The organism is Burkholderia sp. WP9 (genome assembly GCF_900104795.1).
Classification (GTDB): domain Bacteria; phylum Pseudomonadota; class Gammaproteobacteria; order Burkholderiales; family Burkholderiaceae; genus Paraburkholderia.
Genome location: NZ_FNTG01000002.1, coordinates 2938175 through 2950892, shown reverse-complemented (window position 1 = coordinate 2950892; position 12718 = coordinate 2938175). Strand labels below are relative to the sequence as shown.

11 protein-coding genes and 1 pseudogene are annotated in these 12718 nt (G+C 63.4%); 5 read left to right on the top strand and 7 right to left on the bottom strand.

The window, feature by feature from the left end; translation table 11 throughout:
- Window positions 1-21: 21 nt before the first annotated feature.
- From BLW71_RS34280 to BLW71_RS34260, 5 genes and pseudogenes are all read right to left on the bottom strand, one after another.
- Complete coding sequence (locus tag BLW71_RS34280) at window positions 22-1464, bottom strand: purine-cytosine permease family protein (protein ID WP_091807585.1); 1443 nt, start codon at window positions 1462-1464, stop codon at window positions 22-24.
- A 124-nt stretch (window positions 1465-1588) separates the two neighbouring features.
- Window positions 1589-2521, bottom strand: a complete 933-nt coding sequence (locus tag BLW71_RS34275) for an electron transfer flavoprotein subunit alpha/FixB family protein (protein WP_091809221.1) — start codon at window positions 2519-2521, stop codon at window positions 1589-1591.
- A gap of 23 nt (window positions 2522-2544) precedes the next feature.
- Window positions 2545-3292, bottom strand: a pseudogene (locus BLW71_RS34270) (electron transfer flavoprotein subunit beta/FixA family protein).
- 30 nt (window positions 3293-3322) lie between these two features.
- The gene (locus tag BLW71_RS34265) at window positions 3323-4462 is read right to left on the bottom strand and encodes an acyl-CoA dehydrogenase family protein (RefSeq protein WP_177205162.1); all 1140 of its coding nucleotides are present in this window, start codon (window positions 4460-4462) and stop codon (window positions 3323-3325) included.
- Window positions 4455-5765: a CaiB/BaiF CoA transferase family protein gene (locus BLW71_RS34260; protein WP_286162184.1), complete on the bottom strand. Its 1311-nt coding sequence runs from the start codon at window positions 5763-5765 to the stop codon at window positions 4455-4457. Before BLW71_RS34260 ends, BLW71_RS34265 begins: the two co-directional genes overlap by 8 nt.
- Window positions 5766-5831: 66 nt before the next feature.
- Here BLW71_RS34260 and BLW71_RS34255 point away from each other — a divergent pair, with 66 nt between their 5' ends.
- The gene (locus BLW71_RS34255) at window positions 5832-6782 is read left to right on the top strand and encodes a LysR family transcriptional regulator (protein WP_091807580.1); all 951 of its coding nucleotides are present in this window, start codon (window positions 5832-5834) and stop codon (window positions 6780-6782) included.
- Between the two features lie 4 nt (window positions 6783-6786).
- On the opposite strand, the gene BLW71_RS34250 is transcribed toward BLW71_RS34255, so the two are convergent.
- Window positions 6787-7515, bottom strand: coding sequence for a DUF899 family protein (locus BLW71_RS34250; protein WP_091807577.1), 729 nt, complete (start codon window positions 7513-7515; stop codon window positions 6787-6789).
- A gap of 228 nt (window positions 7516-7743) precedes the next feature.
- Between BLW71_RS34250 and BLW71_RS34240 the strand changes: the two genes are divergently transcribed.
- Both BLW71_RS34240 and BLW71_RS34235 read left to right on the top strand, forming a co-directional pair.
- Complete coding sequence (locus BLW71_RS34240; protein WP_091807573.1) at window positions 7744-8682, top strand: LysR substrate-binding domain-containing protein; 939 nt, start codon at window positions 7744-7746, stop codon at window positions 8680-8682.
- Window positions 8683-8791: 109 nt separating this feature from the next.
- Window positions 8792-10045, top strand: coding sequence for an MFS transporter (locus BLW71_RS34235; protein WP_091807570.1), 1254 nt, complete (start codon window positions 8792-8794; stop codon window positions 10043-10045).
- A gap of 126 nt (window positions 10046-10171) precedes the next feature.
- Here the strand turns inward: BLW71_RS34235 and BLW71_RS34230 are convergent, their stop codons facing one another.
- Window positions 10172-10777 carry a peroxidase-related enzyme gene (locus BLW71_RS34230; RefSeq protein WP_091807568.1) on the bottom strand — a complete coding sequence of 202 codons (606 nt, stop codon included), beginning with the start codon at window positions 10775-10777 and terminating at the stop codon, window positions 10172-10174.
- A gap of 180 nt (window positions 10778-10957) precedes the next feature.
- Here BLW71_RS34230 and BLW71_RS34225 point away from each other — a divergent pair, with 180 nt between their 5' ends.
- Together BLW71_RS34225 and BLW71_RS34220 are read left to right on the top strand one after the other, a co-directional pair.
- Window positions 10958-11374, top strand: coding sequence for a cupin domain-containing protein (locus BLW71_RS34225; protein ID WP_091807566.1), 417 nt, complete (start codon window positions 10958-10960; stop codon window positions 11372-11374).
- 289 nt (window positions 11375-11663) lie between these two features.
- Complete coding sequence (locus BLW71_RS34220; RefSeq protein WP_091807564.1) at window positions 11664-12683, top strand: VTT domain-containing protein; 1020 nt, start codon at window positions 11664-11666, stop codon at window positions 12681-12683.
- Window positions 12684-12718: the final 35 nt, after the last annotated feature.

Genomic DNA, 12718 nt, shown 5'->3' with positions numbered 1-12718 from the left:
CGCGCGTCTCGGCGCCCTGCTCTATTGCCGCACGCCGTCCACGCCGCCAAGTTCATGCGGCAGAATCATCTGCTCGGGAATGTCAGCCCTTTTGGCTCGTGCTGCGAAGAAGTACAGCAATGCAGGCGCGGCCAATCCGACGATCCACGAAATGTCGACGCCGCCCAGCGCTTCCACCAACCCGCCGGTATAGAAACTCGTCGCGATGAACGGCATCTGGATCAGAACACCGAATGCGTACACCGCGATGCCCGTCATATTCCAGCGGCCATAGCGGCCTTGCGGATCGAACAGCGCCGGCACGTCGTAGCGCTCCCGGGTTACGAAATAGTAGTCGACCAGATTGATGGCGCTCCACGGCGTGAAGAAGGCGAGTAGAAAGAGCAGAAATGCGGTGAATTCCTTCAGAAACGCGTGATGTCCCGCCAGCGCAAGCCCCGTCGATGCACCCACCATCAGGAAAATGAAGACAAGGCGCGTGCGGCTCGAAATCGACCGTTGGCCGCCGAAGCCGGTCATGATGGTCGCCACCGACATCACACTGCCATAGGCATTGAGCGTGGTGATCGTGAGCTTGCCCAATGCGATCGTGAAGTACAGCACAGCTGCGAGCATGCCGCTCGCGCCCAGTCCGACGATGAACGACACCTCGTGCCCCGCGAAACGATTACCCGCCAGCGCTGCGGCGAAAACACCGAACACCATCGAGACCTGCGCGCCGATCACGGAACCGAGGCCGACCGCCCAGAACGTCTTCAGTGCCGAAGTGGCACGCGGCAGATAGCGCGAGTAATCGGCGACGTATGGACCGTATGCGATCTGCCATGAAGCCGACAACGACACGGCGAGCAGAAACGAGCCGAGCGTAAAGTGCCGGTTGTTCAACAGCACGCCGATATCGTGCCCATGCAGCAGACTGGCGAACAGATAGAGAAACGCCAGTACGCCGACGATGCTCGACATACGGCCCATCGCGTGAATGGTGCGATAGCCGAGTGCGGTCAGCAAGGCGATCAACCCGGCGAAGATGACGATCGCCGTGGTGTTCTCGACATGCAGCAACTGCCCGATCGCCTGCCCGGCAAGCACGGTACCGCCCGCGGAAAAGCCCACGTACATCACGCACACCAGCGTGAGCGGAATGATCGCGCCATAGACGCCGAACTGCACGCGGCTCGAAATCATCTGCGGCAAACCGAGTTGCGGACCCTGCGCGCCATGCAACGCCATGACCGTGCCGCCGATCATCTGTCCGACGAGCAAGCCGATCAACGACCAGAAGACGTCGCCGCCGAGCACCACCGCGAGCGCGCCGGTCACGACCGCCGTAACCTGCAGGTTCGCGCCGAACCATAGCGTGAACTGGCTAACGAGACTGCCGTGGCGCTCCGCTTCGGGGATATAGTCGATGGAGCGCCGCTCGATCAGCGAAGGCGTCGCTGCGCGCGGAATAGAAGTTGCCATGTGTATCTCCTGACATGTCGCTACGCTGCCTTGCAGCAGCAATGGGAAAGCGGTTTGAGTGACGATCGATGGCTGTCTGATGTTGTTATTCGATTCGCCAGCCTGCGCAGCGCGCAGGGGCGCGCTAGAGCGCAGTCGTGAATTGCGGCACTGCTTCGAATAGATCGCCTACGAGACCGTAATCGGCGACGCTGAAAATCGGCGCTTCCGGGTCCTTGTTGATCGCGACGATCACTTTGCTGTCTTTCATGCCGGCCAGGTGCTGGATCGCACCGGAGATGCCGACCGCGACATACAGTTGCGGTGCGACGATCTTGCCGGTTTGTCCCACCTGGTAGTCGTTCGGTACAAAGCCCGCATCCACTGCTGCACGCGATGCGCCGAGGGCGGCTTGAAGTTTGTCTGCCAGCGGTTCGAGAACCTTGGTGTAGTTTTCGCCGTTGCCCAAACCGCGACCGCCCGAAACGATGATCTTCGCCGACGTCAGTTCCGGACGGTCCAGCTTCGTCACTTCACGGCTCACGAACTGCGAAATGCCGCTGTCTGCTGCCGCTTCAATCTTCTCGACCGTTGCGCTTCCGCCTTCCGCCGCCACAGCGTCGAAACCGGTCGAACGAACCGTGATGACCTTGATCGGGTCAGGCGATTGCACCGTGGCGATTGCGTTACCTGCGTAGATCGGGCGCTCGAACGTATCAGCGCTGTCGACTGCGGTGATATCGCTGATCTGCGCGACATCGAGCTTTGCGGCGATACGCGGCGCGATGTTCTTGCCGTACGCCGTTGCCGGAGCGAGGATGTGCGTGTAGTCCTTCGCGATGTTCAGCACCGTTGCTTCGACGTTTTCTGCCAGACCTGCTTCGAGTTGCGGCGCGTCGGCGAGCAGGACCTTCGAAACACCCGCAATCTTCGCTGCCGCATCCGCTGCGGCTTGTGCGTTGTGCCCTGCCACCAGCACGTGAATATCCCAGCCAATCTTCTGCGCCGCTGCGATCGTGTTCAGCGTCGCGACCTTGATCGACGCGTTGTCGTGTTCTGCTATTACCAGATTAACCAGATTCGTCATTTGCTCTGTCTCCCTCACAGCACCTTGGCTTCGGTCTTCAGCTTCTCGACCAGCGTCTTCACATCCGGCACCTTCACACCGGCGGAGCGCTTCGGCGGCTCGACGACTTTCAGCGTCTTCAGGCGCGGCGTGACGTCGACACCCAGGTCTTCCGGCTTGATCGTTTCCAGCGGCTTCTTCTTCGCCTTCATGATGTTCGGCAGCGTCACATAGCGCGGCTCGTTCAGGCGCAGGTCGGTCGTGACGACTGCGGGCAGCTTTAGACAGCGTTTCAGCGCCTCCGTCTATTTCACGCGAAACCGTCGCCTTGCCATCGGCGACGACAACCTTCGAGGAAAATGTCGCTTGCGGCAATCCGGCCAGCGCAGCCAGCATCTGGCCGGTCTGGTTCGAATCGTCGTCGATAGCCTGCTTACCGAGGATAACCAGCGAAGGTTGCTCCTTCTCGACCAGCGCCTTCAGCAGCTTGGCCACCGCCAAGGGTTGTAACTCCTCGGACGATTCGATCAACACAGCGCGATCCGCGCCGATCGCCAGCGCTGTACGCAGCGTTTCCTGCGTTTGCGCGATACCGCAAGAAACCGCCACTACCTCGCTAACCACGCCCGCTTCCTTCAACCGCACCGCTTCTTCGACCGCGATCTCATCGAACGGATTCATCGACATCTTCACGTTCGCGATGTCGACGCCCGTGCCGTCCGATTTGACCCGAACCTTCACGTTGTAATCGACCACCCTCTTCACAGCCACCAGCACCTTCATATCGCTCTCCTCTCGCAACCGCTCCATCGATCAGGCCAGCACCATCCGCGCAATCACGGTGCGCTGAATCTCCGACGATCCCTCGTAGATCCGCAGAATTCTCGCGTCGCGCACCAGCCGTTCGAGCGGCATCTCGCGGGTGAATCCGTAACCGCCGTGAATCTGCAAGGCGGTATCCGTGACGAAGCCGACCGTCTCCGATGCATACAGCTTCGCCATCGACGCGTAATCGGTGAACGGCTCGCCCGCCGCGCGCCGCACGGCCGCCTGCAAGGTCAGAAGCCAGGCGGCCTCGAGCCGGGTCTTCATGTCGGCGAACATCCATTGCAAACCTTGCTTGCGCGACAGCGGCTCCCCGCCAACCTGGCGCTGCCTCGCCCACTCCACCGCGCTCGCGAGCGCGGCCTCGGCAATCCCCAGGCTCGTTGCGGCGACATCGAGCCGGCTGTTGTCGAGCACTTTCATCGCCGTGCGAAAACCGGTGCCTTCGGCGCCGAGCCGATTCGCGGCCGGTACGAAACAGTCGAAAGCGATCTCGTGCGCCGGCGCGCCGCGAATGCCCATCAGCTTTTCGGCCGGCGCCACGTCCACGCCCGCGCTATACCGGTCAACCACGAACGCGCTGATGCCGCGCGCGCCGGCGTCCGGATCCGTCTTCGCATAGACGACGATGAAGTCCGCCGCCTGAGCGTTCGAGATGAAATGCTTCACGCCGCGAATCCGGTAACCGTCGCCCTCGCGCGTCGCGCGGGTCGCCATGTCGGCGGGATTCGAACCGGCGCGCGGTTCGGTCAGCGCAAACGCGCCGAGCTTCGTGCCCACGGCGGCTTCGGGCAAATAGCGGTCACGCAGACTATCGTCTCCACCGATCAGAATCGAGTCGGTCGCGAGATAGTGCGCACCGATCATCGACGACGTCGACGCACACGCCTTCGCGATTTCGACCAGCGACAGAATGATCGCCACCGGCGATGCGCCAATGCCGCCCCACCGCTCGGGCAGGTTCATACCCATCACCCCGAGTTCGGCGAGTTGCGCGACATAACGCGTGGTGGGAATTTCGTCGCGGTCCACTTCGGCTGCGCGCGGCGCGAGTTCGCTTTGCGCAAAGCGTTCGATCGCGTCGGCGATCTCCAGATCGTTCTGTTCGACGCCCATTCGTTTAAGCACGGTCGCTCTCCCTGGCGAGTTCATCGGAATGCGCGAATTGCGCGCTGTTGGCGGCATCGCCGTTGCGACCGAACACACCTAGCCTACGCAGCTCGGCGATTCGCGCTGCGTCGAGGCCGAACGTATGCAGTATTTCCGCGGTGTGTTGGCCCAATCGCGGCGCGGCGGTGACACGGTTGCCGCCGTAGGCCGAAAATTTGACGGGCTGTGAAGGCAGACGCAGCATAGGGCCGGCAGGACCGTTGGCGCGAGGCACCTCGGTGAGCAAGCCACGGAAGGCGGCCTGTTCGCTTTCGAGCGCCTGCTGCACGTTGCGGATCGGCGCGACCGGAATACCGGCGGCGCCGAGAATCCGGTTCACTTCGGCGACCGAACGTTGTGACGACCACGCTTCGACACACGCGCGCAACTCCGCTTCGTGCTCGCAACGCGACGCATCGCTCGCATAGCGCGGGTCGCCCGAAAGTTGCGGCTCGCCGATTGCGTGAGCGAAGGTATCGAACAGTTTGTTGTTGAGCACCGCAACCACATAGAAACCGTCTTGCGCGCGGAAAGCACCGAACGGCGCCGACGACGGGTGACGATTCCCGACGCGCCGCGGCGCGATCCCGGTGGCGGCAAAGCGGGCCACCAGCGTTGCGCTCAGGCTCAGCGTCGCGTCGAACATCGAGACGTCGACGTGCGTGCCTTGACCGGTCTTCTCGCGCGATAACAGCGCGGCAAGCACGCCCCACGAGGCGAACAACCCGCTCACCACATCCGAAACCGATTCGCCGATCAGAGTCGGCGAGCCGTCGGGAGAGCCGGTGGCGTCCATCAGGCCGCACATGGCCTGCAAAATGATGTCGTAAGCAGGGCGATGCGATTCGGGACCGGTTTGGCCGAAGCCCGACACGCTCGCATAGACGAGCGCCGGGTTGCGCGCGGCAAGTTGCGCGTAGCCGATGCCCAGCTTGTCCGCCACGCCCGGCCGGAAATTTTCGACCACCACGTCGGCGCCGGCGCTCAGCGTTTGCGCCAGCTCGCGGCCCGCGGCGGTTTTCAGATCGATCACGATGCTGCGCTTGTTGCGATTCATCGCGGCGAACAGGCCGCTCTCGCCATCCGCAAAGGGACCCACCGCGCGGTAGTCGTCGCCGCCCGGCGGCTCGACCTTGATGACATCCGCGCCCAGATCGCCCAGCAAAGCCGTGCAGAACGGCCCGGCGAGCACACGCGAGAAATCGACGATACGCACGCCGGTGAGCGGCAAAACGGGTAACTCAGGCAACGTCACGGCGAACTCCTGTTGAAGACGATGCACCGATTCTCGTCACCCAGACCTATCAAGTAAAATATGGGAATAAATTAGCTGCTATAGGAATTATTAATGCGTATCTCACTGCGGCTGTTGCGTTATTTCGCGGCTGCGGCGCAAACCGGCAGCACGACGGCAGCGGCACGTCAGCTCAACGTTTCGCAACCGTCTATCTCCGTTGCGATCCGCGAACTGGAAGCGCTATTCGAAGAAACCCTGTTCGCGCGCGACGCCGGTTCGAAGATGACGTTGACGCGCTTCGGCGTGCGCAAGCTTGCGGAAGCGCGTCAACTGCTCGCCGCCGCCAATGCCTTCGAACTCGACGACAGCGGCGACGCGGCGTCGGGAGAAGTCCATATCGGCGTGTTCAGCACGCTGGCTCCGGTGTATTTGCCAGTGTTGCTGCGCATTGCGCAAACACGTTTTCCGAACCTGACGGTGCGCTTCGTGGAAGGCAATCTGGTGGAACTGGAGGAATGGCTGAACAGCAGCCATATCGAACTGGCGCTGACCTACGACGTAGGCTTGCCCGCCGAACTCGAACTCGAGCCGCTGGCATCGTTGCGTCCATACGGCCTCGTACCCGCCGACTCGAAGCTCGCCAAAGCGCGCGGCGGCATTTCGCTCTCCGAGCTTGCCAAAGAGCCGTTGATTCTCATCGATCTGCCGCACAGCCGTGAGTTTTTGATGGCGCCGTTCTGGCAATTTGGGCTGACGCCGGAAGTCCGTTATCGCGCGACGTCGATCGAACTGGTGCGGAGCATGGTGGCCAACGGCCTGGGGGTATCGCTGCTGATCACGCAGAGCCCGGCGGCTGCGGTCAGCACAGCGGTCGCCGAGCGGCCGATCCGCGAGGAAACCATCCGCCAGCCGCTCGTGATCGCGCGCTCGAAGCGGGCGACGCGCACCCGAGCCTCGGAGCTAGTAGCGCAGTGCATCCGCGACGCCGTGCGTGAAGCGATGGCCGCGCGCGCGGGCCATCGCCGAAAGACCCGGCCAATTCTCTCTGGTCAGGCCGAATAGCGGCCTAAACCGCCGCAGCGCCGTATTCGAGCTTCGGATACCAATCCGTGCCGCGACCGCCGGGCGTCATGTCGAGCACGGTCCAGATCGGCATCACGTCGGGTGCGCCGCGTGGATCCTGGCCGGGGTCCGCCGTCGAGGGGCCCATCTCCTCGGCCCAGAAGTGCCGCACGGTGCCGCCTGAACGCGAGAAAACATTGAACGCGGGATTATCGTCGCCGGCCGGATCTTCGGCTGCGTAATCGCGATTGAAGGTGTTGCCGCCTGACGAATAAAGCCGCAGGTGCCGCCAGCCACGCTCCTTCTTGAACGCAACCAGTTTCTCGATCGGCGAGCGGGCAATCACGGCAAACGCCACGCGCTGCAGGATATCGGGCATTTCGCCGTCGTATGCGCTCAGCAGCGACGTGCACATTGGACACGGCCGGGCACGCTGCGGGCCGAACATCCAGTTGTAGGTGACGAGCGTGTCATGCGCGCCGAACATCTCCGATAGCGTTACCGGCCCCGCTTCGCCCATGAACAAATAATCCTCGGGCACGACGCCGCCGGGCGGCAGCGCGCGGCGCTGTGCGGCGACGCGCTCAATATGCCGGCGCAATTCGATTTCCTCGGCGAGCAGATCGTTGCGCGCGCGACGATATTCGGCGCTCTCGCCGGGAAACCGGCTCGGCGCGTCGGCCAGCAGCCGGGCCGGCGTCAGGGTCTGGGTGGATGCGTGTGCGTCGGTCATCAGCCATCTCCTCTTACGGAACAAGGATAAAGGGCGTGAGCGCCGCGATGGCGGACGCGTTCCCGTCCTCTATATAGCCACGACGAACCGCGCGGCGGCAAATCGACAGCGTCGGCGAAAATTCTCTGGCGATGCTCACGCCCCAAGCGCGGCAACCGAAAGCGCGCGGCAAGGTATCCTTGAGCGAAACCGCACGCGCAACAGGCGCGCCGTTCATGGGGATGCAACATGCCGCTTCGTCTGCCACCGCTGCCGGCGCTTCGTTTTTTTGAAGCGGCCGGCAGGCATCAGAGTTTCAAACTCGCCGCCGCGGAACTGAATGTGACGCCGAGCGCCGTGAGCCACGGCATTGTCGGACTGGAACAGGCGCTCGGCGTCGAACTGTTCGCGCGCGAGCCGCGCGGCATTTCCCTCACGGCGGCCGGCGCGGATTATTTGTCCTACGTCTCCGAGGCGTTTTCGCTGATCGCCATCGGCACGCAGCGCCTGCCGAACCACCGCGCCGACCGCCCGATCGCGCTGAGTTGCGCGCCGACCTTCGCGTCGCGCTGGTTGTTGCCGCGCCTCGCCGGCTTTCGCGCGCGCTGGCCGAATGTGAACGTGAGCGTCGACACGTCGCATCGTCAGGTCGGTTTTCCCGTCGACGGTTTCGACTTCGCGATCCGCTTGAGCCGCGCGCCGGTTGCAGGCACCGCCTGGACGCGCCTGTTCGGCGAGCGCTTCGTGCCCGTGTGCAGCCCCGCGTATCTGGAAACGCTGCGCGACGAGAACGGCCACGCCGACCTGCGACGCGCGACGCTCGTTCACGTCAACGCCGCCAGCGAAGACTGGCAGGTGTGGCTGGATGCGACCGGCACGGAAGGCATCGACACGACCGGCGGCTTGCATGTCGACACGATCCAGCTCGCGTTCGAAGCCGCCGCCGTGGGCCTCGGCGTCGCGCTCGGCAGAAAGCCGCTGGTGGATTCCGAACTGGTCAGCGGCGTGCTGGTGGAGGCGAGTCCGGCGACCATCGCCTCGACCACGGCCTACTGGCTGGTGAGCGCTGAAAACGCGGATCGTCGGCCGGAGCTTTTCGACTTCAAGCGCTGGCTGGTGAGCGAGGCCGAGCACCTGGCGACGGACGCCGACGCAACCGCCCACGCAGTGCGCAGCGCCGCCAACTAAACCGCCTGCGTAATTCGCACAGGTGAGCCACGCTCACCTGTCGTCGAAATCTTTTCTTTTGCCGCTTCTGATGCTCGCTGCGACCATGGTGTCAAAGGAGATCAGAACCATGTCGACCACCAACGGCAGCAAACGCTTCAGCCCCGCATTCAACCAGACGACGCTCGTGATCCTTGCCGGTGCGCTCATTCTGAGCGCCGCGATGGGCATCCGGCAGACCTTTGGTCTCTTCATCGGGCCGTTCTCGTTCGACCGCGGCTTGCCGATCACGCTGATCGCGTTCGCGATCGCGCTGCACAATCTGGTGTGGGGTTTCGCCCAGCCGTTCGCGGGCGCGGCCGCGGACCGTTACGGTTCAGCGCCGGTGGTCGCGTTCGGCGCGACGACGTTCGCGGCCGGGCTCAGTCTCGCGGCCGTGGCGCCGGGCGGCGCCATGCTGATCGTCGGTATGGGATTGCTGGTGGGCATCGGCGTGAGTTGCACGACCTTCGGCGTGGTGTTGCCGGCGGTCGGCCGAATCGCCTCGCCTGAAAAACGCAGCATGGCGATGGGTCTGGTCAGCGCCGGCGGTTCCGCGGGTCAGGTGCTGATGGTGCCGCTCGTGCAGAATATCCGGCTGAGTTCGGGCATCGCCACATCGCTTTTCGTGCTGGCTTTCCTGATGCTGTTGATCGCGCCGCTCGGCATGATGCTCGACCGGCGCGCGCGGGTGGGCACGCCGGTTCAGGAAGCGCCGCTTGAGCCGCTTCGTAAAGTGCTCGCCCAGGCGGCCCGGCATCGCGGCTACCGGCTGCTGACGCTTGGCTTCTTTACGTGTGGCTTCCAGCTTGCGTTCATCGCCACGCATCTGCCCGAATATCTGTCGCTATGTCATATGCCGGTCGGACTCGGCGCCACCGCGCTCGCGCTGATCGGCCTCTTCAATATGGCGGGCAGCTGGGCCTGCGGCTGGCTGGGCGGGCGTTTCCGGCAGCATGTCGTGCTCGGCTGGCTGTACCTGATTCGCAGCGCGACGATCGGCGCGTTCTTTCTGTTGCCGAAAAGCCCGGCTTCGGTCGTGATCTTCGCGGCCGTGATGGGGCTGACCTGGCTCGGTACCGTACCGCTCACGAGCGGGCTCGTCGCCAAAGTGTTCGGCACGCGCCACCTCGGCAGCCTGTTCGGGTTCTGCTTTCTGAGCCATCAGATCGGCTCGTTTCTCGGCGCGTGGTTGGGCGGTCTGGTGTTCGATCTCACCGGCTCGTATTCCCTGCTGTGGGAAGCGACCGTGATAGCCGGCCTCGTTGCCGCGATGCTGCACTTCCCGATCGACGACACCGCGGTGAGTACGCATACGCTGCGGGTCGAGCCGGCGGCGGTGTGAACGTGCGTGTGGGCGCTGGGGGCCTTGCGGCACTTGCGGGCGGAGGCTACAAGCGCAGCCTCCCATGCACTCGCATCGACCCGGCGAGAAACATAGCAAAAAAAAAGCTGCCAGCAGGCGCCCCCGCTATTTTCGCGGCGTATCCGCAGCAGCTTTCGGCACACGCCCCATCAGATAGAACTCGTCGTTCGGACGCATGGAAATAACGTTGGCCATACGATTCGACAAACCGAAAAACGCCGTAATCGCGGCGATATCCCAGATGTCTTCGTCGGAAAAGCCATGCTCGCGCAGCGTTTGAAAATCGGCGTCGCCGACCGTGCCCGACTCGCTGCACACCTTGACCGCGAAATCGAGCATCGCCTTCTGCCGCGGCGTGATATCCGCCTTGCGATGATTCACGGCGACCTGATCCGCCACCAACGGCGCCTTCTCGTAGATGCGCAGAATCGCACCGTGCGCGACCACGCAATACAGGCACTGGTTGATCGCGCTGGTGGCGACCACGATCATTTCGCGCTCGCCTTTGCTGAGGCCACCGTCTTTCAGCATGAGCGCGTCGTGATAGGCGAAGAACGCGCGGAACTCGTCCGGACGGTGCGCGAGCGTCAGAAAGACGTTCGGCACGAAACCGGCTTTCTCCTGCACTTCGAGAATGCGAGCGCGAATGTCGTCCGGCCATGCGTCCGGTTCCGGCACGGGGTAGCGGCTGATCGGTCGGGGATTTGTCATGCGATGTCTCCGTCGTATCTGTATGGGTATGAAGACGATTCTAGCAAGCCGCGCCGCCGCAGCACCTCCGCGCTCGACACGGTCCGATATCGACGCCCATATCGTCTAGACTTTGCAGTCAAGGGAGCTCGAGACACGCCGCGACGACCCCGCGCGGCCGGATTTCAACAGGAGTTGACCATGTCAGACGTTTTGCGCGACGCGCGAGCGCCCGTCGTCAAGGTGCGCCCCGACCGGGAAATGGCGACGACTCAGCGGCTGCCTTACTTTGTCGGCATCTCGGCCGGCACCGCGGGCACCACGGGTTTGTCCATGTATATGGTCGTGGTGCCGCCCGGCGGCCACGCCGAACCCCACTTCCACGCCGACTACGAAACCGCGATTTACATGCTCGAAGGCAAGATCGAAACGCGTTATGGCCCTGGCTTGCGCGAGTCCGTCATCACCGAAGCGGGCGATTTCCTCTTCATTCCACCCGGCGTGCCGCATCAGCCGTTCAATCTGGACGCCAATACCGCAGCGCGAGCGATCGTGGCGCGCAACCATGCGGACGAGCACGAACGGGTCGTGCCATACGATCCGGCCTCGGACGCTTGAACCGCCGCGCGACGCGCGGCGAGCCTCGTACCGGATATAACCCGGCCGGCGCTCGCCGCCGCAGTCGGTCACGCATATCTTTGGCCCCGTCATTCCGCGTAAGGCCCAAGGGCAACTGGCCGCCTTCAGAGCGCCCTTTTGCCACTTGTGCTTAAATCCGCCTTTCATACCTTTCTTGTACTATGGCGTCCGGTGTCGTACGGGAACGGAACATGCGCTGCCTGCTCGCAACGCGCCACCCGGGCGCGGACATTTCGAATCCCTTCATCGCATTCTGAGGAGCGCGGTTGTGTGGCATTTTCCGGTTGCTATTCCACCCTCGCTGGGCGTGTGGGCCGTGTTCATGAGCGTGCTCGTCACGCAACTCGGCGTGCCGATTCCGGCCGCGCCGATGCTGATCCTCGGTGGAACCATGGCCGCCATGGGGCAAACCTCGTATGCGAGCGTCGTATGCGCCGCGGTCGGCGCCACGCTGATTGCCGACTCGCTCTGGTTCTTCACCGGCCGGGCTTATGGCCGCCGCCTGCTGAATTCTCTGGTGCGCTTCTCCCTCTCGCTCGACACCACGGTCCGTGTCGCGCGCAACACCTATGAGCGCTACGGCGCGCCGATCCTCACCATCGCGAAGTTCCTGCCCGGACTCGGCCTGATTTCCGCGCCGCTGCTCGGCACGACAGCCATCAACGTCGGCGTGTTTCTGCTGTGGGATTTTGTCGGTGCCGTACTGTGGTCCGGCGTGTGGGTGATTGGCGGCGGCGCCCTGCATGACCAGATCGTGCAACTGATGCTCCTCGTACGCCATAACGGCGGCACGATTTTCGACGCGTTCGCAGTGATCTTCGTGGCGGTGCTGCTGTATCGCTGGGTGCGCCGCTGGCAGTTTCGTCGATGGCTCGCGCATACGCGCATTTCGCCGGATCAACTCGACGAGTTGATGAAGTCGAACGAGCCCCCGCTGATTTTCGACGCGCGTCCACGCAGCGTGCGCGAAAAGGAATCGCACCGGATCGCCGGCGCGCGGCCGCTGGATCTCGATTCACCCGAACCGATCGATCCCGAGTTGCTGAAGCGGCCGATCGTCGTCTACTGCGTGTGTCCGAACGAAGCAACGGCAAAGCGGATCGTCAACCAGTTGCATCGCAAGAATATTCACCATATCCGCGCGCTCAAGGGCGGACTCGACGCGTGGGAGAAACGCGGTTATCCCGTGGAGCCGTTGCCGCCCGACTTCCATACGGCAAAGGCTCACATGCTGGAAGACGAAGGCGAGGAAGGCGAATACACGGTGCGGGCGCGGCTGGCGAAATAAGAGCCCATACTGCGAAGCTCGCGGCGCGCGTCTGT

Coding starts and splice junctions, on each gene's coding strand:
- BLW71_RS34280 (WP_091807585.1), bottom strand. CDS start 1,464: ATGGCAACTTCTATTCCGCGCGCAGCGACGCCTTCGCTGATCGAGCGG.
- BLW71_RS34255 (WP_091807580.1), top strand. CDS start 5,832: ATGCGTATCTCACTGCGGCTGTTGCGTTATTTCGCGGCTGCGGCGCAA.
- BLW71_RS34250 (WP_091807577.1), bottom strand. CDS start 7,515: ATGACCGACGCACACGCATCCACCCAGACCCTGACGCCGGCCCGGCTG.
- BLW71_RS34240 (WP_091807573.1), top strand. CDS start 7,744: ATGCCGCTTCGTCTGCCACCGCTGCCGGCGCTTCGTTTTTTTGAAGCG.
- BLW71_RS34235 (WP_091807570.1), top strand. CDS start 8,792: ATGTCGACCACCAACGGCAGCAAACGCTTCAGCCCCGCATTCAACCAG.
- BLW71_RS34230 (WP_091807568.1), bottom strand. CDS start 10,777: ATGACAAATCCCCGACCGATCAGCCGCTACCCCGTGCCGGAACCGGAC.
- BLW71_RS34225 (WP_091807566.1), top strand. CDS start 10,958: ATGTCAGACGTTTTGCGCGACGCGCGAGCGCCCGTCGTCAAGGTGCGC.